The following is a 19,877-nucleotide window of genomic DNA, read 5'->3' on the forward strand; positions in this document are numbered from 1 at the left end:
ACGGGGTTCTGCGATAGCCGCAATGTGCGCTTGTGGCGCTTTCCTGCCTAGTGAAAGTTCCTTGATGATTGGACGGCTCGACCTGACATCGCGGCCCTCACCGCGATGTCAATAGCTCCGGCAGGGATCAAAGTTTGTCGAGAAACGCCAATAACTCGTCGCCAGCCCTGAACCGGCCAGGCGATTGTCCATTGAACGGGTCGATCTTGGCTAGAGCGGCCTCCTTGATTGCCAGGTGGGCATGCAAGTACGGCTGTGTGGACCGCGTGGACTCATGGCCGAGCCACAATGAGATCACCGTGCTGTCGACACCGGCATCCAGCAACTCCATTGCCGCGCTATGTCGAAGGACATGGGGTGATATCCGCTTTGATCGTAACGACGAGCCGCCCTTCGACGCCGTCGACACGTATTTTGCCAGAAGATACTGAACGGCATCAGGGCTCATTCGCCCGCCGTGAACGGTCGGGAAAAGAGAATTGCCGTTCCCCACCGGTGGCTCGTCCAACCAGGCCTTGAGCGTAACTTTGAGCATTCCGGTTATCGGCGTAGCGCGTTCCTTGCGCCCCTTCCCGAAACACCGGATGTGCGCTCCTGTGCCGATGGTGATGGCACTTCGATCAAGGCCCAGTAGCTCGGAGAGGCGCATCCAGCGTCGTACTCGGATGCAGCGGCACGATGCGGGTCTTTCCGAACTTCGTCTCGCGGATCGTCAGCATGCCTGCTTTCAGATCGGCGTCCTCACGAAGCAACCGCGCGGCCTCTGAGAAGCGAAGTCCGGTGGATGCCAGCAAGCCGAAGAAGTAATGATATGTCGGCCCTCGGAAGCTTCCAGGATGCAGGTCGAGCATCGACTTCAGGAGATCGGCGATCTGTTCGTCTGAATAGATGAAAGGACGCGGTCTTCGTTGTGGTGGAAAGATATACGAAGGCGGAATCTCGGTTCGGGGGGTCGACCACCTGGAGATGGCGGGCAAAAGCTCTGACCGTCGAAAGGCGCGACGACCACGTTGCGGGACCACATTGGTGGCTTGCCCAATCCACCGCAATCTTCGCGGTGACCCGCAGTTCGCCATGCGCAGTCGCATACCTCACAAAATTGCGCAGGCGGCTCTCCTGAGTTTGGAGCTTGAACCCGAGTGAGCGCCGCAACTTCAGATATTGTTCAAGGGCATCGGACATATCCGTAGCCTTATGCCGAGTTCGGCATAACGGCACGTGATGTCGCGCGTGCGCGGTTCTTTGGGCGGCAAACCGCGGTGTCGGGTTCAGTTCACCGTTCGTGTGGAACACAGGACCTTTCGCGATCTGCGTTCACCCGTTGAGCGGCAGGCCTGGCCGGTCGAGGGTGCCGGGCGAAAGCGTGAAGATCTCGCAGCCGCCGGCCGTGACACCGACGGTGTGTTCGTATTGCGCAGAAAGCGACCGGTCGCGGGTGACCGCCGTCCAGCCATCGGCAAGCACCTTCACATGCGGACGCCCGAGATTGATCATTGGCTCGATCGTGAAGATCATGCCTTCGCGCAGCTCCGGACCCTCGTTGGCCCGGCCGTAATGCAGGATGTTCGGCGAATCGTGGAAGAGGCGGCCGACGCCATGGCCGCAGAAATCGCGGACGACCGAGCAGCGTTCGCTTTCTGCGTAGGTCTGGATCGCTTCGCCGATCGCGCCGGTGCGCGCGCCGGGGCGGACGGCGGCAATGCCGCGCATCAACGCTTCATGCGTGACTTCGAGGAGACGTTCGGCGGCACGCTTAATCTGCCCGACCGGATACATGCGGCTGGAATCGCCGTGCCAGCCGTCAAGCACGAAGGTAACGTCGATATTGACGATATCGCCTTCGCGAAGCGGTTTTGCGTCCGGAATGCCGTGGCAGACGACATGGTTGATCGAGGTGCAGGTGGATTTGGTATAGCCGCGATAATTGAGCGTCGCCGGATGGGCACCGTTGTCCATACCAAATTCGAAGACGAACCGGTCGATCGCCTCGGTCGGAAGGCCCGGCCTGACGATCGCCGCGAGTTCGTCGAGGCAGCGGGCGGTCAACTGGCACGCCTTGCGCATGCTCTCGAAGGCCTCGGGACCATAGAGCCGGATGGCGCCGGTATTCTTCGGCGGCGCGGAGGAGGCTTCGATATAATTCACCATTGTAGGGCCTTAGCGGAGATTGTCCTCATCGTACATAATGCAGCTATGCCGCTTTCGTCCATCGCGATCAACCGCAACCACGAGATTTGTACCACTTCGATACCGGGCAGGTATGCCTTTCCAGTCACGCACCCCGTATCTTGCGTCTTGCGCTCCACTCGGACGGCGCGCTGGAAATTGCCGCGTTGAAGTGAAACATATGACGGTCCCCGGCGTCCCATTCGAGACGGTAGCGTAAGCCCGCTCGAATGCTTCTAACGGCAGCCAAATCCTTTTCGCAGCAAAACGGACATTGCGCAAATCGCGCTTACGGAACCGGATTTATTGACGACTTGCCCTAGCTTTGCTGATTGGACACTAGGAGATACGACGGGACCTCATGAGCGAAACGCGACGCAAGCTGACCACGATCTTCTCCGCCGACGTGCAGGATTATACGCGCCTGATGGGTGCGGATGAGGAGGGCACGCTGGCGATGCTGAAGCGGTATCGCGATGCGATGTCGCGGCTCATCGCGTTGCACGGAGGGCGGGTGATCAATACCTGGGGCGACGGATTGATCGCCGATTTTCCGAGCGTCGTCGAGGCGGTGCGTGCGGCAGTCGACGTTCAGAACGAGCTCGCAGGCATGAACGCTACGCGGCCGGCGGACGGTCGCATGCTGTTCCGGATCGGCATCAATCTCGGCGATGTGATCGTCGAAGGCGACGATCTCTATGGTGACGGTGTCAATATTGCCGCGCGGCTGCAGGCGTCTGCCGCCGCCGGCGGGATCGTGATATCGAATACCGTCTACGACCAGGTCCGCAACAAGGTGGCCGTCGGTTTCGATTTTCTCGGGCCTTTGGTGGTGAAGAATGTCACGGAACCCGTGCCGAGCTATGCCGTGCGCATAGGCGAAGACATAAAAAGCGCCCCGCAGCCGGAGGCTGCAACGAACCGACCGAAGGCTCCGGCAGTGACCAATTGGTCGCTTGGCGCAAAGGCTCGCAAGATGTTTGGTCTGCTCGCCTTGTTGAGCGCTTTGCTGGTTGTCGTTAATCTTCTCTCCTGGCGGGGCGTCTTCTGGGCGGCATGGCCGCTTCTGGCCTTTGCTGTCTTGACGGCAATGATATGGGTGCGGAACCAGAACCGCATCGATCGGGGCATTGCCGCCCTCGGCGTCGCCGGGCTTGGCATGGTCGCGATCAACCTGCTGTCGTGGCACGGGATATTTTGGGCGATATGGCCAGTTCTGGGGCTGGCCGCCGCTGCCGGCGTTCGATGGGTGATGCGAAACTGACCCAAGAGTGCATTGGCCGCGATTACGAGGCGGCGTTGCCAGTGCTTACGAATTGCATATCTTGCCGCGCTAGTCGATGACCGACGAAAGCCACCATGACAACGGAAAAGATAGATCAGTTCCGGGACATCATTCTCAGCGAGTATCCGGACTTGGCCGCATCGACGTTCGAGCTCGCCCCGGTAGGCTGGGATTCGATCGCCGTTGACGTGGATGACCGGCTGATCTTCAAGTTTCCCCGCAATGAGGTCGCACAAAAGGCGCTTGTGAGGGAGGCCGCATTGCTTGCCGTCGTCCGGCCCAGGGTCTCAATGGCCGTCCCGGAGCTGCGCATTCTTCAGAGAGGCCGGCACCTGTTTTCTCTTCATGAGAAGCTGAAGGGCGAACATCTGCTTGCGGCCGAATATGACAGGCTGCCGGAGCATGTGCGCCGGCGCCTTGGCGATGCATTGGGGCAGTTTTACACCGAGCTTCACCGGCTCGACAAGGAGCAAATGGCGGATGCCGGCGCCGCGACAATCGGCGCATGGCAAAGCCCTTCAGCGCTTCGCGGTAAAGCCGTGCCGGCCCTTCCGGTCGAACTGCGTGGCGTGGCAGAGGATATCATCGCAGGATTCGAGCAGCTTCCGCCCGATCCCCACGGACAGACCTATGGCTTTTTCGACGGCCATGGATGGAACATGGCTTTCGACCGTGTGCGGGGCCGCCTCAACGGCATCTACGATTTTGCCGATTCCGGCTTTGGTCCGGTCCACCAGGAGTTCATCTATTCGAACTTCATATCGCCGGATCTCACCGAGCGGATCGCTGCGGCTTATGAAAAGGCGTCAGGCCGGACGCTCGACCGGCGCCGTATCGCGATCCTCACCGGTATTCATAGGCTGTCGGAACTGGCAGAGCTACCGGACGATTTTCGCCATACTCCGGCAATGACCCGCCATACCGTGATATGGCTCGAGACGATGTCGGGCCGCGGTTTCGCTGCGAGCTAATGGCGAAAGAGGCGGCGGAGACGATTTCAGACAACGGAACCAAAGAACCGAGCCGCGATGCTGGCGACTTCGTCGTGAATAGACCGCCGATCGATGCCGTCGGCATCCGTGAAAATGTCCGGTGCCAGTTTCCTGCCTTGAGGCGTCGGTTCCGGCATAAAAATGTAATGGTCAACTCCGCCTTTGAGAATATCCAGCCCAGCGCCCGGCAGAAGGCTGTGCAGCCAGCTGCAGCACTCCTGCGCAGGCGCGATGGTATCCGCATCACCGCCGACAATTCGAACCGGCTTTGCGATCCGCTTCAAGCTTTCGGCCGAAAAACCCAACACCGAGCGGCCAGGCGCAAGGACGAGGGCAGCATCAAATCGAGGGTCGCTATAGTCCTTTGATCTGCGGCTCCACGACTCGCGAAAAACGGCGCTGCGCTCCAGCAGGGGAGATATGTGGTCCGCCAGATTGGGAAACTCCCTCGGTCCACGGTGCGGGCTCTTGATCGGGTTTGCAGATTCAAACTGGGAATAGGCCACGCGTGCGCCCATCAGCAACATAGCCGTGTAGGCACCGGCGGAAAAACCAGCGACGCAGGCGTGAGCGCTGATCATTCCGCCCAGTTGCGTTCGCCAGCTGCGATCGTCAAGCATTGCACTTATGTCGCTTGCCCGTTCCCAGAGGCAGAGGAAGCCTTCCGGTCTATGGGGTTCGGCACCGGTGTGGCCGTGATGATTGACCGCAAGGGCGACGAAGCCCTGCTGCGCCAGGCGATGGGCCAGCCATTCGAGACCGGCGGCAACTCCCCCGGTGCCATGAGAGAGCAGCACGAGGGGATGGGGCCTCGCTGCCGGTTTAAGAGCCGCGTCACGCGCAACAGGCTTCAGCCAAAACCAAGATGCGTCAGATACGGGCGTCTCGATTGCGCCGTCATCCGCAGGATACCAGGCCGCCCAGGAAAGAGGCCGGGGGCCGCTACCGTCCCAATTCGTCCTGTTCGCATCAAGGCAGAGGCCCTTTGCTAAGCCCACCGGCATCTCATTGCTCCAATTCGCCAGCTATCCCGTCGCGTCCTACTTTCGCAAGAAGATGGACCAAAGGCCATCCAGCGAGGCGAGGCGGTGCTTAGCTTCGTTTCGAAAACAGCGATGCGAGACTTGGACGTGGAGAGGGCGGGTTTTTCAGGCGCGGCACGACCACGAGGCGTTTGACCTCGCCGCGCTTGAAGGCGGCAAGGAAGCGGCGGTAGTCCTTGAACGAAACGCATCCATTGGAATCGCCACGCTTGCCGAGCATGTAGGTGTGGGCGAGCAGGCCGACGCGACCGTGGATCTTCTGCGGGCCGCCGACGGGATGGAGGCGGATCGCCTCGACGCCGTGGAACAGCGCTTCGCGCATGGCGAGGTCATAGGTGTGCGGCGGGGTTGGGCCGCGCATTTTCTTGTCGGCGTAGCGCGGCTTGTCGCGCATGCCGCCGAGGCCGGAATGGGCTTCGAGCTTTTCGCCGTTCGGCAGATAGACGATGCTGGCCTCGATATCGTAGATCGCCACCCCATTGCGGGCGCTCGGCATCAAGGCCGGCTTGGCGAATGCCGGCATCTCCTCGTCGTCATCTTCCGTTCGCGCATAGGCAAGAGCCGGTCCGGCTTCGGGCGCGTCGATCTTCGGCTTGCCGGGGCGTGCCATCGGAAGCGGAATATCGGTGCCAGGCGCCAGAACGAGGCCGAAAGGCTCGTCGGACGTAGCCGTTTCGGCAGAGGCGGTTTCGACAGGAGCAACGGCCGGTATGGGCCGGGCGGAAGGAAGCGTTGCCGCAAGCGCGAGGCTTGACGCCGGTTCAACCGGCTTGGCGGAGGCGGTCCGGATCGAATAATCAGCTGCCGGAAGGGTCGCATGCGCGGTAACCGCCACAACAGGTGCGGCGCTTGCAAGCACCAGCGCCTGCTGCTTCAGCGCTGCGGCCATCGCCGCGCTGTTGTTGCGCATGGCAAGCAGTGACAGGCCGCGGCGCTGCAAGAGGGCGACCATATCCTTCGAGGATTTCGGCGAGAGTTCGGCAACCATGCGGTCCGAAACCGTCGTCTTGCCCGGAAGGCGCGAGAACTTGCCGACGCGGATCAGCGGGTGCGCAGGCGTGCCAACATGTGCAACCGGCTTTCGGACGATCGCGACATCGGCGATCGTCGCAGCTGCGGGTTGCGGCAAGGCGGAGGTGTGCATAGCCGCGACAGAGGCAATCGTCCAGGCCGACAAAGTGACCGCGATACCAATTGCAGCAATTCCGGATATCAGCCGGAGGGGTTTGGCTGAGCGAAAAAAAGCCCAGCCGAAAGGGTTGACGCTTTCATGCGCCTCAACAGCAAACGCCATACTACTCGGTTTCCCAACGCGTCACATTACCGGCGGCTTACGCGGAACGCCCTCGCCGGAGCCGGTAATGAAGCAAGAGGGCCAAAATGAGGCCCGATGCGACTTGCCGACTACCGAGAAGCATGACGCACTATGGTAACTAATTCCTTTACGGGATTATCTGGCTGGCCGAAATGGCCCGGTTTGCCGGTTTTCGCGATGCGGGAACAATGAAGCTGGCGCCGTCGCCAGCGAGCCTCATCGCCTTTGAATGAACGCGTTTGCCTTGCAAGGCGTGCCTTTATGTCCGCTCCATGACGTAGCTGCCCGGTGCTTCCTCGATAGCGTTGAGCGCCGTGCCGCCGGGTTTGCGCGCGGGCACGCGTTCAGCGTCCTTGGCTTCGATCCAAGCGTGCCAGTGCGGCCACCAGGAGCCGGGGTTTTCCTCGGCTTTGGCAAGCCAGGTATCGTAATCGCCCCTGGTTGGGCCGCCGGTCCAGAACTGGTATTTCTTCTTGTCGGGCGGGTTGACGACGCCGGCGATATGGCCGGAGCCGGCCAGCACGAAATCGACTTTTCCGCCGAAGAACTGGCTGCCGAGGAAGACCGAATTCGCAGGAGCGATATGGTCTTCGCGTGTCGCCAGATTGTAGACCGGGATCTTCACGTCTTTCAGCGATACGGTCTTGCCGCCAAGCATCATTTCGCCGGCGGTGAGCGCGTTCCTGAGATAGCAGTTACGCAGGTAGAAGGCGTGGTTGGCGGCCGCCATGCGGGTGGAATCGGCATTCCAGAAGAGTAGGTCGAAGGGCATCGGCATTTCGCCCTTCAGGTAGTTGTTGACGAAATAGGGCCAGATCAGCTCGGAAGCACGCAGCATGTTGAAGGCGGTTGCCATCTTCGAGCCGTCGAGATAGCCGGTCGCCTGCATATGCTCCTCGAGTGCTTGCAGCTGCTCCTCGTCGACGAAAACCTTGAGGTCGCCAGCATGGGTGAAGTCGACCTGGGTGGTGAACAGCGTCGCCGTCTTGATGCGCTTGTTCTTCTCCTTGGCGTGCAGCGCCAGTGTTGCCGCAAGAAGCGTGCCGCCGACGCAATAGCCGACGCTATTCACATCCTTTTCATCGGTGGCTTTCTCGATCGTTTCCAGCGCGAAATCGATGCCCTCGCGGGCATAGGCCGTCCAATCCTTTCCGGCATGGCGGGCATCAGGGTTCACCCATGAGATGACGAAGACGGTATGGCCCTGGTCGACGCACCATTTAATGAAGGATTTCTGCGGGTTGAGGTCAAGAATATAGAATTTGTTGATCCACGGCGGGCAGATGAGGAGAGGGCGTTTCAGCACCGTATCGGTGGACGACTCGTACTGGATGATCTGGCAGATGTCGTTCTGCGCGATCACCTTGCCGGGGGTGAGCGCCATGTCCCGGCCGACGGCGAATTTAGTCATGTCGGTTTGGCGCAATTTCAGGTCGCCGCCGCCGGCCGCGATGTCCTCTGCCAGCATCTTCATGCCGCGCACCAGGTTCTCGCCGCTGGTTGCGATCGTTTCGCGGTAGAGCTGCGGGTTGGTGGCGACAAAATTGCTCGGCGAAAGGGCAGCAGTGATCTGCTTCACGTAGAAGCTCGCCTTATGCCTCGTATGCTCGTCGAGCCCCTCGGTCTGGGCGACGATTTTCTCTGCCCAGTCGGCGGTGATGAAATAGACCTGACGCAGGAAATCGAAGAAGGGGTTTTTCTGCCAGTCGGCGTCGGAAAAGCGCTTGTCCTTGCGCTCCGGCTCGGGTTCGCCGGCCTCGCCCTGCAACCGTTGCATCGAGCGCATCCAGACGGCGAAATAGCTGCTCATCAGCTGTGTTTGCGCCTCGAAAGTCCGGCGCGGATCGGACATCCAGTATTCAGTGACCTTGGAGAGCGTCTTGACCATGTCGGTCATCGGCGCGGCGAGCCGGTCGTTGATTTCCCCGCTCTTGCGCGGCGCAAGCCAGACGGAGGCCGCCTTCCCGAGGTTTTCCAGGGCGCGGGCAATGTTCACCGCCATCGCCTCCGGATCCTTCAACACGTAAGGATCGAGATTCGGTTCGAAACCCGGGGATTTCGTCTTCCCGCCATTTTCCTGCTTGCTGTCGGTCACGCGTCTCCTCCGGCGGCAGCAATCCTCTTGCAAATCTTGTTGTACATCGTCCCGGATCGAGAAAACAAGTTCAACGCAAGCGCACTCGTGCTATTGCTTTGTTGCTGCGACAAATTTAACAGTCGCTGAGGCTTCAGGATTTGGAAGATCTGGCATGACGACGAACGGCATCTTAGGCATCGCACTCGCAACCCGCATGGCACTCGCTGCCGCGGCCGCAGCGATGACGCTTGCTGGATGCGCCTACACGCCGGAGCAGAAGGCGGCCGCTGCGGCGCGGCGCGCGCCTCCGACCGCTGTCGTCATGACGCCCACCAAGGGCGAGGAGCCGGCACAAAGCAGCCTTGCCCATTATCCGGATGGCTATCCGAGCTTCGGCGCGCCGCTGACGGCAGCAAATGCCCAAATGAGCAACGAGGAAGCCGCAAGCTTGGGACAGAAGCTTTCGGGACTCCGCGTCCAGCGCAAGGCAGGCACGATTTCGGAAGCCGAATATCAGCGGCGCGTGGCCGAATATCGCAAGCTTGCCGCCGAGCACGGCACAGAAGCGCTCTCTGCAATCGGCAATTAAGCCTTGCCTTTCAGGCGATTTGGACGCAAAGCCTTCCGCAGCTGGCGGGAGACGCAATTTTCCCGATAATCCGCGTCTGTCGTGGCCTTTCGTCAAAGAATCGCCGCGGGACGAAAGTCTGATGAATACGGCGTTTGCGATTGTGAAGTTCGTGTCGCAGGCAGCCGGGAACAAGCGAGCTTCGAGCGCGGTCATGGTGGCCGCATTTCCATGGGGAAAGAGATGGAAGAATTTCACAAAGTCCGGCGTTTGCCGCCTTACGTTTTCGAACAGGTCAACCGTTTGAAAGCGAGCGCGCGAGCGGGCGGCGCCGATATCATCGATCTCGGCATGGGAAATCCGGATCTCCCCACTCCAAAGGCGATCGTCGACAAACTGTGCGAGGTCGTCCAGGATCCGCGCACGCATCGCTATTCCTCCTCCAAGGGCATTCCCGGCCTTCGCCGGGCACAGGCCGCCTATTACGCCCGCCGTTTCGGCGTGAAGCTCAATCCCGATACGCAGGTCGTCGCGACCCTCGGCTCGAAGGAAGGCTTTGCCAACATGGCGCAGGCGATCACAGCGCCGGGCGACGTCGTTCTCTGCCCGAACCCGACCTATCCGATCCACGCCTTCGGCTTCTTGATGGCGGGAGGTGTGATCCGTTCGATCCCGGTCGAGCCGGACGAGAACTTCTTCCAGCCGTTGGAGCGGGCCGTGCGCCACTCGATCCCGAAGCCCTTGGCGCTGGTCCTCAACTATCCGTCCAACCCGACGGCGCTTGTCGCGACGCTCGATTTCTACAAGGATGTCGTTGCCTTCGCGAAGAAGCACGACATCATCGTGCTGTCGGACCTCGCCTATTCGGAAATCTACTTCGATGGCGAGCCGCCGCCGTCCGTCCTGCAGGTTCCTGGCGCCATCGATGTCACCGTCGAGTTCACCTCGATGTCGAAGACCTTCTCGATGCCCGGCTGGCGCATGGGTTTTGCGGTTGGCAACGAGCGGCTGATCGCGGCCCTGACGCGCGTCAAGTCCTACCTCGACTACGGCGCCTTCACGCCGATCCAGGTAGCGGCGACGCATGCGCTGAATGGTGACGGTTCCGACATCGCGGAAGTCCGCAACGTCTACAAGCGCCGCCGCGACGTGATGGTCGAGAGCTTCGGCAAGGCCGGTTTCGACGTGCCCCCGCCGGCAGCCACGATGTTTGCGTGGGCGAAGATCCCGGAAAAGTTCCGTCATCTCGGTTCGCTGGAATTCTCCAAGCTGCTCGTCGAAAAGGCCGATGTCGCGGTCGCACCGGGCGTCGGCTTCGGCGAGCAGGGCGATGATTACGTGCGTCTGGCGCTCGTGGAGAACGAGCATCGCATCCGCCAGGCCGCCCGCAACATCAAGAAGTTCCTGTCGACGGCCGACGAGACGATGCACAACGTCATCTCGCTCAACGCGCACCGTTGATATCTTCACACCTCAACGGCAGCCGCTTTTTGGCGGCTGCCTCTCATAAAACACGCAGGATCGTTCCATGACAGACGCCCTCAAAATCGGCATTGCGGGCCTTGGCACCGTTGGTGCTTCGCTCGTCCGTATCATTCAGAGCCGCAGCAACGAGCTTGCTGCCACATGCGGGCGGCCGATCCTGATTACGGGCGTTTCGGCTCGCGACAAGACCAAGGACCGCGGCCTTCATCTTGCCGGCGTCGAGTGGTTCGACCGGCCGGAAGACCTGGCTGAAAAAGGAGACATCGACGTTTTCGTCGAACTCATCGGCGGCGCCAACGGCCCGGCCAACGGTTCGGTGCGCGCCGCTCTCGAACGTGGTATCCATGTGGTGACGGCCAACAAGGCGCTGCTTGCCTATCACGGCGTCGAACTGGCGATGATCGCGGAAGAAAAGGGCACGCTGCTGAATTTCGAAGCGGCCGTGGCCGGCGGTATTCCCGTCATCAAGGCGCTGCGTGAATCGCTGACAGGCAACACGATTTCGCGCATCTACGGCATCATGAACGGAACCTGCAACTACATCCTGACCAAGATGGAGAAGGAGGGCCTCTCCTTTGCAGATTGCCTGAAGGAAGCACAGCGTCTCGGCTACGCTGAAGCCGATCCGGCCTTCGACATCGAGGGCAATGATACGGCGCACAAGCTCTCGATCCTGACGACGCTTGCCTTCGGCAATCAGATCGCTGCTGACGACATCTACCTCGAAGGCATAACGAATATTTCGATCGAGGATATCCATGCGGCGGCCGAGCTCGGCTACCGCATCAAGCTGCTCGGCGTCGCACAGCGCACCGAGACCGGCATCGAACAGCGCGTGCACCCGACCATGGTGCCTGTCGATTCGGTCATCGCCCAGGTGGACGGCGTCACCAATGCTGTGGCGATCGAGTCCGATATTCTCGGCGAACTGCTGATGGTTGGCCCGGGTGCCGGCGGCAATGCGACTGCATCCTCGGTGCTTGGCGATATTGCCGACATCGCCAAGAGCCAGCCTGGCGCGCAGCGCGTACCGGTTCTCGGCCATCCGGCAAAGGCGTTGGAGCCCTATCGCAAGGCCCGCATGAAGAGCCATGAAGGCGGCTATTTCATCCGCCTGACGGTGCTTGACCGCACCGGCGTTTTTGCAAGCGTCGCGACGCGCATGGCGGAAAACCACATTTCACTGGAATCCATTGTGCAGCGGTCGCAGCAGCACCTGGCGCCGTCGCACCACCAGACGATCATCCTCGTCACCCATGCGACGATGGAGGATTCCGTGCGCAAGGCCGTTACTGCTATCAAGGGCGAGGGCTACCTCGTCGGCGAACCGCAGGTGATCCGCATCGAGCGTCCCAAAGAAGATTGACAACCCGTCTTCCTTAAAAGAACTGGTGAGCGAGGCGGCCGGGGCAGTCTCGTCCACAGCTAACATGCGCCTTGGCGTCCAAAATCGTTGTGTGCTCCACCAAAGCCACATAAATCTGCCCACAGCGCTCCGGTCCCGGGGCGGTGACAAGCGATGGGCGATCAGAGGGGCGTTGTGGATATTGCCGCCGATCCGGTACAGCGGGCATTCCTGGGGGTGGAGAAATCCGTCCTCGATAACCGCTGGGTGTCGCGTCTGGATCAGGCGGGACAGAACCGCGCGCTTGCCATAGCCCAGGTGCACGGCCTGCCGGATTTGATTGCCCGCGTGCTTGCCGGGCGTGGGGTCGGGGTCGACGAGGCCCTGGAATTTCTCGATCCGACGATCCGCAGTTTAATGCCTGATCCCTATACGCTGACGGATTGCGAGAAGGCGGCCAGACGCCTGGTCGGGGCGATCCGGCGCGGCGAGAACGTTGCGATCTTCGGCGACTATGACGTCGATGGCGCGGCTTCCTCGGCGCTGATGTATCGTTTCCTCACGCATTTTGGCGTGAAGGCCAATATCTATATTCCCGATCGCATCTTCGAAGGCTACGGGCCCAATCCGGCGGCGATCAATCAGCTGATCGACAACGGCGCGCAGCTGATCGTGACGGTCGATTGTGGCTCGACCAGCCACGAAGCTCTGGGGGCTGCCGAAAAGCGGAATATCGACGTCGTCGTCGTCGATCACCACCAGGTGACACATGATCTGCCGCACTGCCATGCTCTGGTGAACCCGAACCGCGAGGACGATCTTTCGGGGCAGGGGCATCTCTGCGCTGCGGGTGTCGTCTTCCTGGTGCTAGTCGCGGCGCTGAGGCTGCTTCGCGAGGCGGGCGACAAGCGAATTCCAAAGGTCGACTTGCTGCAATGGCTGGACATCGTGGCGCTGGCGACGGTCTGCGATGTCGTGCCGCTCAAGGGGCTGAACCGGGCCTATGTCGTCAAGGGCCTGGTCGCCGCGCGCCACCAGAGCAATGCCGGGCTCACGGCACTTTTTCGCAAGGCAGGCCTTTCCGGGCCGGTGACGCCCTATCATTTCGGCTTCCTCATCGGTCCGCGTATCAATGCTGGCGGCCGCATCGGCGACGCGGCACTTGGCAGCAGGCTTCTGACGCTTGACGATACCGGCGAGGCGGAGGTCATCGCCCAGCGGCTGGACGAGCTCAACCGCGAGCGCCAGGCGATGGAAGCGGCGATGCTGCAGGAGGCCGAGGCGGAGGCGCTTGCCGAGTATGGAGACGGCGAGGGCGCTTCGGTGATCGTCACCGCACGGGACAAGTGGCATCCGGGCATCGTCGGCCTGCTGGCTGCGCGGCTGAAGGAGAAATTCAAGCGTCCGGCCTTCGCCATCGCCTTCGACCCGTCGGGCCGCGGAACGGGCTCCGGCCGCTCGATCAACGGTTTCGACATGGGAAGGATGGTGCGCGCGGCGGTCGACGAAGGCCTGCTCCTGAAGGGGGGCGGTCACGCGATGGCTGCGGGCTTGACCGTCGAGCGCGAAAAGCTCGGAGCCTTGCGCAACTTCTTCACAGAACGTGCCGGAAAAACCGTGGCGGCATTGGTCGCCAACGAAACGCTGAAGATCGACGGTGCGATCGGCGCCAGCGGCGCCACGATCGAATTGATCGACCGGCTGGAAACGGCCGGGCCCTACGGCTCGGGGCATTCGCAGCCGATCTTCGCAGTGCCCGCGCATCGCCTGCGCGACGCGCGGTTGGTCGGCGATAGACATGTGAAGGTAACGCTTGAGGCGATGGACGGCTCGCGCCTCGACGGCATCGCTTTTCGGGCCGCGGACACCTCGCTTGGCAACCTCCTGCTCAATTCCCGCGGGGCGAACCTGCATGTCGCGGGAATGCTGGGCGCCGAGCATTATCAGGGTGCGCGACGCATCCAGCTGCGTGTCTGCGACGCGGCGCCGGCGCGGTAGTTACCGAGCAAGTCACCAGTCGGAGGAGAGCTTCGTCAGATATTGACCGTAGGCGCTCTTGCCGAGCCTTTCGGCGAGCTTGGCGAGGTCATCCTGCGAGATGTATCCCATCCGCCAGGCGACTTCCTCGGGACAGGCGATCTTGAAGCCCTGGCGTTTCTCCAGCGTGCTGACGAAACCTGCGGCGTCGAGCAGGCTGTCCGGTGTGCCGGTGTCAAGCCAGGCGTAGCCTCGGCCCATCAGTTCCACGAAGAGCTGTCCGCGCTCGAGATAGGTGCGGTTGACATCGGTGATCTCCAATTCACCGCGCGGTGACGGCTTCAGATTGGCGGCGATATCGACCACCTGCTGGTCGTAGAAATAGAGGCCGGTCACCGCCCAGTTCGATTTCGGCTCATTGGGCTTTTCCTCGATCGACAGCGCATTCATGTTCGCATCGAAGCCCACGACGCCGTAGCGTTGCGGATCGGTGACGTGATAGGCGAAGACCGTCGCGCCTTGAAGGCGGCGCGTGCCGGATTTCATGATTTCCGGGAGGCCGTGGCCATAGAAGATGTTGTCGCCGAGGACGAGTGCCGAGGTGTCGCCATGCACGAAGTCGGCGCCGATAATGAAGGCCTGGGCAAGCCCGTCCGGGCTTGGCTGCACGGCATAGGTCAGCGAGATGCCCCATTGCGATCCGTCGCCGAGAAGGCGCTTGAAGGCTTCGACGTCATGCGGCGTGGTGATGATCATGAGGTCCCGGATGCCGGCGAGCATCAGCGTCGTCAGCGGATAGTAGATCATCGGCTTGTCGTAGACCGGCATCAGCTGTTTCGAGACGGCCTGGGTGATCGGGTGCAAACGAGTTCCGGTACCCCCCGCCAGAATAATCCCCTTCATCAATATCTCCCTAAAAGCCTCTGTTTAAAATGACTTGCATGACAATCCTCAGGGATTGCTTCCAGTCCGGTAGGCGGATTCCGTATATGCTGGCGAGCTTGTCGGCGCTGAGGCGCGAATTGGCGGGACGCTTCGCCGGGGTCGGATAGTCGGCCGTCGTGATGCGTTCGACGCGAATGCTCTTGCCGCCAGATTTGTGAAGTTCGGCGAATATCTCCTCGGCGAAATCCGCCCAGCTCGCTTCGCCGCTGCCGGTCAAGTGAAAGGTGCCGCGGAGCGACGGAGCCGGGTCGGTGACGAGACGGGATGCGATCGCAAGGATCGCCTCGGCGATGTCGAGCGCTGACGTCGGGCATCCGGTCTGGTCGGCGACGACGCTGAGATGATCGCGCGTCTCGCAAAGCCGCAGCATCGTTTTCAGGAAATTGGCACCGAAGGGCGAATAGACCCAGGCGGTACGCAGGATCACGTGATTTGGGTTTGCCGCCGCCACGGCCCGTTCACCCGCAAGCTTCGACTGCCCGTAGACGGAGATCGGCCCGGTCAAATCCTCTTCAGTGTAGGCTGACGGCTTGTCGCCACTGAAGACATAGTCGGTCGAAATGTGGATGACGGGCACACCGATCCGCGCGGCAGCTTCGGCAACCGCCGCAGCACCTGCCGCGTTGACGGCAAAAGCGAGGTCGGGCTCGCTCTCGGCCCTGTCGACCGCCGTATAGGCGGCAGCCGAGACGATGAGATCGGGATGAACGCGCGAAAAGGCGGCCGCAACGCTGGCGGGGTCGGCAAGGTCCATTTCCGGACGCCCGACTGCGATGATTTCGACGCCCTTCTCGGCGCCACGTCTCATCAGCGACTGGACGGCCTGGCCCTGTTTGCCGGTGACGGCAATGCGCATCGCTATCGCCCCTTGAATACGCCGAGGCGTTCGCCGGAATAGACGTTCTCGCGCAGCGGTCGCCACCACCATTCATTTTCGAGATACCAGTGTACGGTCTTCTCGATGCCGGTTTCGAAGGTCTCCTCAGCCTTCCAGCCGAGTTCGCCTTCGAGCTTGGAGGCATCGATCGCGTAGCGTGCGTCGTGTCCTGGACGGTCGGTGACGTTTGTGATCAGCTGCGCATGCGGGCCATTGTCCTTGTAGACGCCGTCGAGGATGGCGCAGATGCGCTGAACGACATCGATGTTCCGGCGCTCATTGCGGCCGCCGACATTGTATTTTTCACCCGCGCGACCTCGGGAGGCGATGGTGTAGAGCGCGCGGGCGTGGTCTTCGACGTAGAGCCAGTCGCGGACATTGGCGCCGTTGCCGTAGACCGGCAGTGGCTTGCCTTCCAGCGCATTCAGGATCATCAGCGGAATGAGCTTTTCCGGGAAGTGGTAGGGACCGTAGTTGTTGGAGCAGTTGGAGACGACGACCGGCAGGCCGTAGGTGCGGTGCCAGGCGATCGCCAGATGGTCGCTTGCCGCCTTGGAGGCCGAGTAGGGCGAGGACGGATCATAGGGTGTCGCCTCCTCGAAAAGGCCCTCGTCGCCGAGCGAGCCGTAGACTTCGTCCGTCGAGACGTGCAGGAAGCGGAAGGCACTCTTTCCACGGGCGTCAAGGCCCTCCCAATAATGCCGCGCGGTATCCAGCAGGCTGAACGTCCCGACGATGTTGGTCTGGATGAAATCGGCAGCGCCCGAGATCGAGCGGTCGACATGGCTTTCGGCGGCGAGATGCATGACGATGTCCGGGCGGAAGGAGGCGAATGCTTCCTGGATCTTGGCGCGGTCGCAGATGTCGGCGCGCAGGAACTGATAATTCGGCGCCGATTCGACGGATGTCAGTGATGCCAGATTGCCGGCATAGGTCAGCTTGTCGACATTCAGCACCTCGGCGCCGATATCGCCGACGAGATGGCGCACCAGTGCCGATCCGATGAAGCCCGCTCCGCCCGTGACCAGTATGCGCATCGTCGATCAATCCTTGGTTTGTTTTGCTGAATAAGGAAAGTTAGGCAAGTCGGCGAGCCTCGGCAGCGTCCTGTCCTTGTCGGACAGCACCATGGCTTTCTCGTCGACCGGCCAGCGGATGCCGATCGCCGGGTCGTTCCACGCAATGCCGCGATCATGCTGTGGGTTGTAGGGAGCGGTCACCTTGTAGTTGATGACGCTGTTGGGCACGAGCGTGGCAAATCCATGCGCGAAGCCGGGCGGCACCCAGAGCTGCGTGCCGTTTTCCGGCGAGAGCTCCTGAGAGAGCCAGTTGCCGAAGCTCGGTGAGCCGGTGCGGATATCGACGACGACGTCCATGATCCGGCCGGCAATGCAGCGCACCAGCTTGCCCTGTGCGAAGGGCGGTATCTGGAAATGCAGGCCCCTGACGGTGCCGGGCTCAGCCGAAAGCGATTCATTGTCCTGGATGAAGGTGACGTCGGCGACATTTTCTCTGAACCAGGCATCCTTGAACACCTCGGAAAAGTAGCCGCGGTGATCGCCGAAGCGTGGCGGCGTGATCGCGACGATGCCCTCGATGGCCTTGGTCTCAATACGCATGACGCACCTTTTTTGCGGTTTTCATCGAGCGTTGGCCTCCATGACGCTCATCAGCATGTCCGCCTGCGAGCGGCTTTGCATGGCCGCAAAACCCTTTGCGGCAATGGTATCGCGCTCATTGGCATCTGCGATCAGCTTGTGGCAGCGATCGATCATGCTTTCGTAGGGCTCGATCGCCAGACCGCCGATGAACGGCTGGAGGTCCGGATCGCGGATGTCGCCTTCGGTCAGCACGCAGACGCAGTTGGCGAGCAGATAGGAAATGCGCACGATCTCGAAGACGCCGCTCGCATAATGATGGATGTTGATGACGATCTTGGCGCGGGCAATGGCCGCATCGCGTTCCGGACCATAGATGTTGAAGAGATGTGCGACCTTCAGCCCGCCCTGTTCCAAACTCTTCAGGATATGGTGGCGGCGCTCGTTCATCGAGCCGTAAAAGAGCACGTCGATGTCCTTGACGGGGGCGCGCTTTATCTGGCTGAGACAGCGGCTGTAACCGATTTCGAGCACGCCAGCGTGTTCGATGCCCTTGGCGGCGAGGTTTTGCCGGTTGCGCGGGCTGTAGTCGAGAACGGGCAGCGACTTCAGGATCGAGGTGTAGCGCGAATTGATCCAGATGCTTTCTTCGGAGACCTGCTCGAGATTGATGACGACGCTGTCCTTCGGTAGGTGTCCAACGATTTCGGCAGAAAGAAGATTGCCCCCGTAGATAATCGGCGCACGACCCGCGAAAGCATTCATGTCGCGGACGATCGGTGCGGAGCCACCGAGTTCCTCGAAGGCACCCTGCAGGCCGAGCGCGACCTCGTCGAAGGCATGGCTATGATTGTAATTGGCGGGTGTCACGATCCAGATGCAATGACGGTCCTTGTGCGCCTGCCATCCGCCGGCAAAGGGCTGTATGGCGTTGCGCAGTGGCTGCTCGATCTTCGGTGCGGCAGGCGCCACGGGCATTTCGGCATGTCCCGTTTGCTGCTTCGCCGGGGCGGTGCCAGAAGGCTGCGGAGCATCGGCGCGCATCAGTTCGCGCCCACCTATGAACTGGCCGCGCGGCATCCAGGCCGGCGGGTCGTCGGCGCCCCAGATGAGATGCGGCTGCTTGATCAGCGGCTGGCGGCCCTCCTGCCAGGAAGTCAGGAGAGCTTGGTCGCGGCTTTGCAGAAAGGCTTCCTTTGCGGCGAAGAGGCTATGCAGCATGCGGCCGAGGCGGACGCCGAACTTCCACTCGAATTCGGCGACTGTCGGTACGAAGGCGGTGATCTTCAATCCGGAGGCGGCAGCCTCCTGGACATAAAGCCCGAGCAGACGCTCGATCACGAAGGGACGCATATTCGCATTGGCATCGCGTGAATAGTGGGCCGCACCTGCATAGGCGGTGCCCGCCGCCGTGCCGAGACGCGCTTCGTTTTCCAGCGATCCGAGAATGCGTTCGCAAAAGGCGAAATACCCGGACCAGAATTTCCGGTTGCCGCAGAAATAGTTGCAGAACATGAAGGCCGTCTTGTCCTGCGGCGTCGCGATTGGATGACCGAGCTTCTGGATATGCAGGAAGATCGGCTCCATGCCGGGATGACCGCCGAGCAGAGAATGTTCCCAGACATTGCTGTAGATTGCCGCATGGCCGATCAGCGGATTGTAAAGATAGGCATCTGCACCTTCCGCCCTGGCCCTTTCCGCCTCGGTGACGAAGGAGGGGAAGCTGGTGACGGACTTCATCTCGAATTTGCTGGAAAGAAGCCCCCAGAAAACGTCATCGCCAAGGCCGATCGCCTCGTGATGGTGATGTAGGATGCGGAAGAGCTCGTATTCGCGGGTCGAAGCCTGCGTATTGAATGAGATGTCGAGCGGCACTGCGGCTTTGTCAAGCTGGCCGCGCTGCGAAGGATCGAGATAAGGCTGATAGATAATGACAGATCCGGTGCTGGCAGCTTTTTCCGTGAGAAACGCCAGATCAGGAAGGCCGGCCGGCAGAGCGGAAATGGGCTGATTGATCGTCAAGGCATCGTCCTTCGCGCATGGCTGCCGTCTCCGTGATTCACGAAACGGCATTCGGGCTTGTTTGGGTGCCGACTATTGGACGTGAAGCTTGCGCCACACTGTTCGCGAGGACTTTTGCTGGTCAGCCTGGGAACAGGTTGAAGCATGATGTTGGACCAAGCCCACTTTGCGCGATATGCCCA

At 61.1% G+C, this 19,877-nt stretch carries 17 protein-coding genes; 6 read left to right on the forward strand and 11 right to left on the reverse strand.

Annotated features, from left to right (window positions below; translation table 11 throughout):
• Nucleotides 1-127: 127 nt before the first annotated feature.
• From RGR602_RS08585 to map, 3 genes are all read right to left on the reverse strand, one after another.
• Entirely contained in the window at nt 128-649 is a 522-nt protein-coding gene (locus tag RGR602_RS08585; RefSeq protein WP_039844750.1) for a tyrosine-type recombinase/integrase, read from the reverse strand.
• Entirely contained in the window at nt 621-1,088 is a 468-nt protein-coding gene (locus tag RGR602_RS39385) for a tyrosine-type recombinase/integrase (protein WP_323808238.1), read from the reverse strand. The genes RGR602_RS08585 and RGR602_RS39385 overlap by 29 nt, the downstream gene beginning before the upstream one ends.
• A 226-nt stretch (nt 1,089-1,314) precedes the next feature.
• A complete protein-coding gene (gene map, locus RGR602_RS08595; RefSeq protein ID WP_039844751.1) occupies nt 1,315-2,148 on the reverse strand; it encodes a type I methionyl aminopeptidase in 834 nt (277 codons plus the stop codon).
• 379 nt (nt 2,149-2,527) lie between these two features.
• Between map and RGR602_RS08600 the strand changes: the two genes are divergently transcribed.
• The gene (locus RGR602_RS08600; protein WP_039844752.1) at nt 2,528-3,430 is read left to right on the forward strand and encodes an adenylate/guanylate cyclase domain-containing protein; all 903 of its coding nucleotides are present in this window, start codon (nt 2,528-2,530) and stop codon (nt 3,428-3,430) included.
• Between the two features lie 95 nt (nt 3,431-3,525).
• On the forward strand, nt 3,526-4,422 hold the full coding sequence (locus tag RGR602_RS08605; protein WP_052451514.1) for an aminoglycoside phosphotransferase family protein: 897 nt from the start codon (nt 3,526-3,528) through the stop codon (nt 4,420-4,422).
• Nucleotides 4,423-4,448: 26 nt separating this feature from the next.
• On the opposite strand, the gene RGR602_RS08610 is transcribed toward RGR602_RS08605, so the two are convergent.
• The 3 genes from RGR602_RS08610 to phaC all read right to left on the reverse strand — a co-directional run bounded on the left by RGR602_RS08610 (nt 4,449) and on the right by phaC (nt 8,896).
• On the reverse strand, nt 4,449-5,447 hold the full coding sequence (locus tag RGR602_RS08610; protein WP_039844753.1) for an alpha/beta hydrolase family protein: 999 nt from the start codon (nt 5,445-5,447) through the stop codon (nt 4,449-4,451).
• Nucleotides 5,448-5,535: 88 nt separating this feature from the next.
• Nucleotides 5,536-6,780 carry a DUF2778 domain-containing protein gene (locus RGR602_RS08615; RefSeq protein ID WP_039844754.1) on the reverse strand — a complete coding sequence of 415 codons (1,245 nt, stop codon included), beginning with the start codon at nt 6,778-6,780 and terminating at the stop codon, nt 5,536-5,538.
• Between the two features lie 280 nt (nt 6,781-7,060).
• Nucleotides 7,061-8,896, reverse strand: coding sequence for a class I poly(R)-hydroxyalkanoic acid synthase (phaC, locus tag RGR602_RS08620; protein ID WP_039844755.1), 1,836 nt, complete (start codon nt 8,894-8,896; stop codon nt 7,061-7,063).
• Between the two features lie 154 nt (nt 8,897-9,050).
• On the opposite strand from phaC, the gene RGR602_RS08625 reads away from it, so the two are divergent.
• The 4 genes from RGR602_RS08625 (at nt 9,051) to recJ (ending at nt 14,274) form a co-directional block, all read left to right on the forward strand.
• On the forward strand, nt 9,051-9,467 hold the full coding sequence (locus RGR602_RS08625; protein WP_039844756.1) for a hypothetical protein: 417 nt from the start codon (nt 9,051-9,053) through the stop codon (nt 9,465-9,467).
• A 222-nt stretch (nt 9,468-9,689) separates the two neighbouring features.
• On the forward strand, nt 9,690-10,907 hold the full coding sequence (locus RGR602_RS08630) for an LL-diaminopimelate aminotransferase (protein ID WP_039844757.1): 1,218 nt from the start codon (nt 9,690-9,692) through the stop codon (nt 10,905-10,907).
• 67 nt (nt 10,908-10,974) lie between these two features.
• Nucleotides 10,975-12,297 (forward strand): homoserine dehydrogenase, encoded by a 1,323-nt coding sequence (locus RGR602_RS08635; protein WP_039844758.1) that lies wholly within the window; start codon nt 10,975-10,977, stop codon nt 12,295-12,297.
• Between the two features lie 153 nt (nt 12,298-12,450).
• Complete coding sequence (recJ, locus tag RGR602_RS08640; RefSeq protein ID WP_039844759.1) at nt 12,451-14,274, forward strand: single-stranded-DNA-specific exonuclease RecJ; 1,824 nt, start codon at nt 12,451-12,453, stop codon at nt 14,272-14,274.
• A gap of 12 nt (nt 14,275-14,286) precedes the next feature.
• On the opposite strand, the gene rfbA is transcribed toward recJ, so the two are convergent.
• From rfbA to RGR602_RS08665, 5 genes are read right to left on the reverse strand one after another with little or no spacing between them, the layout of a single operon-like run.
• Nucleotides 14,287-15,156 (reverse strand): glucose-1-phosphate thymidylyltransferase RfbA, encoded by an 870-nt coding sequence (gene rfbA / locus RGR602_RS08645; protein ID WP_039844760.1) that lies wholly within the window; start codon nt 15,154-15,156, stop codon nt 14,287-14,289.
• Between the two features lie 10 nt (nt 15,157-15,166).
• Nucleotides 15,167-16,054 (reverse strand): dTDP-4-dehydrorhamnose reductase, encoded by an 888-nt coding sequence (gene rfbD / locus RGR602_RS08650; RefSeq protein ID WP_039844761.1) that lies wholly within the window; start codon nt 16,052-16,054, stop codon nt 15,167-15,169.
• Nucleotides 16,055-16,056: 2 nt separating this feature from the next.
• Nucleotides 16,057-17,112 carry a dTDP-glucose 4,6-dehydratase gene (rfbB, locus tag RGR602_RS08655; protein ID WP_039844762.1) on the reverse strand — a complete coding sequence of 352 codons (1,056 nt, stop codon included), beginning with the start codon at nt 17,110-17,112 and terminating at the stop codon, nt 16,057-16,059.
• Nucleotides 17,113-17,118: 6 nt separating this feature from the next.
• The gene (gene rfbC, locus RGR602_RS08660) at nt 17,119-17,694 is read right to left on the reverse strand and encodes a dTDP-4-dehydrorhamnose 3,5-epimerase (RefSeq protein ID WP_039844763.1); all 576 of its coding nucleotides are present in this window, start codon (nt 17,692-17,694) and stop codon (nt 17,119-17,121) included.
• A 21-nt stretch (nt 17,695-17,715) separates the two neighbouring features.
• Nucleotides 17,716-19,695: a CgeB family protein gene (locus tag RGR602_RS08665; protein ID WP_039844764.1), complete on the reverse strand. Its 1,980-nt coding sequence runs from the start codon at nt 19,693-19,695 to the stop codon at nt 17,716-17,718.
• Nucleotides 19,696-19,877: the final 182 nt, after the last annotated feature.

The organism is Rhizobium gallicum bv. gallicum R602sp (assembly GCF_000816845.1).
Classification (GTDB): domain Bacteria; phylum Pseudomonadota; class Alphaproteobacteria; order Rhizobiales; family Rhizobiaceae; genus Rhizobium; species Rhizobium gallicum.

Bases quoted from the DNA above. Each gene is read 5' to 3' on its own strand.
- RGR602_RS08585 (WP_039844750.1), bottom strand. From the start codon at position 649: ATGCGCCTCTCCGAGCTACTGGGCCTTGATCGAAGTGCCATCACCATC.
- RGR602_RS39385 (WP_323808238.1), bottom strand. From the start codon at position 1,088: ATGCGACTGCGCATGGCGAACTGCGGGTCACCGCGAAGATTGCGGTGG.
- map (WP_039844751.1), bottom strand. From the start codon at position 2,148: ATGGTGAATTATATCGAAGCCTCCTCCGCGCCGCCGAAGAATACCGGC.
- RGR602_RS08600 (WP_039844752.1), top strand. From the start codon at position 2,528: ATGAGCGAAACGCGACGCAAGCTGACCACGATCTTCTCCGCCGACGTG.
- RGR602_RS08605 (WP_052451514.1), top strand. From the start codon at position 3,526: ATGACAACGGAAAAGATAGATCAGTTCCGGGACATCATTCTCAGCGAG.
- RGR602_RS08610 (WP_039844753.1), bottom strand. From the start codon at position 5,447: ATGCCGGTGGGCTTAGCAAAGGGCCTCTGCCTTGATGCGAACAGGACG.
- RGR602_RS08615 (WP_039844754.1), bottom strand. From the start codon at position 6,780: ATGGCGTTTGCTGTTGAGGCGCATGAAAGCGTCAACCCTTTCGGCTGG.
- RGR602_RS08625 (WP_039844756.1), top strand. From the start codon at position 9,051: ATGACGACGAACGGCATCTTAGGCATCGCACTCGCAACCCGCATGGCA.
- RGR602_RS08630 (WP_039844757.1), top strand. From the start codon at position 9,690: ATGGAAGAATTTCACAAAGTCCGGCGTTTGCCGCCTTACGTTTTCGAA.
- RGR602_RS08635 (WP_039844758.1), top strand. From the start codon at position 10,975: ATGACAGACGCCCTCAAAATCGGCATTGCGGGCCTTGGCACCGTTGGT.
- recJ (WP_039844759.1), top strand. From the start codon at position 12,451: ATGGGCGATCAGAGGGGCGTTGTGGATATTGCCGCCGATCCGGTACAG.
- rfbA (WP_039844760.1), bottom strand. From the start codon at position 15,156: ATGAAGGGGATTATTCTGGCGGGGGGTACCGGAACTCGTTTGCACCCG.
- rfbD (WP_039844761.1), bottom strand. From the start codon at position 16,054: ATGCGCATTGCCGTCACCGGCAAACAGGGCCAGGCCGTCCAGTCGCTG.
- rfbB (WP_039844762.1), bottom strand. From the start codon at position 17,112: ATGCGCATACTGGTCACGGGCGGAGCGGGCTTCATCGGATCGGCACTG.
- rfbC (WP_039844763.1), bottom strand. From the start codon at position 17,694: ATGCGTATTGAGACCAAGGCCATCGAGGGCATCGTCGCGATCACGCCG.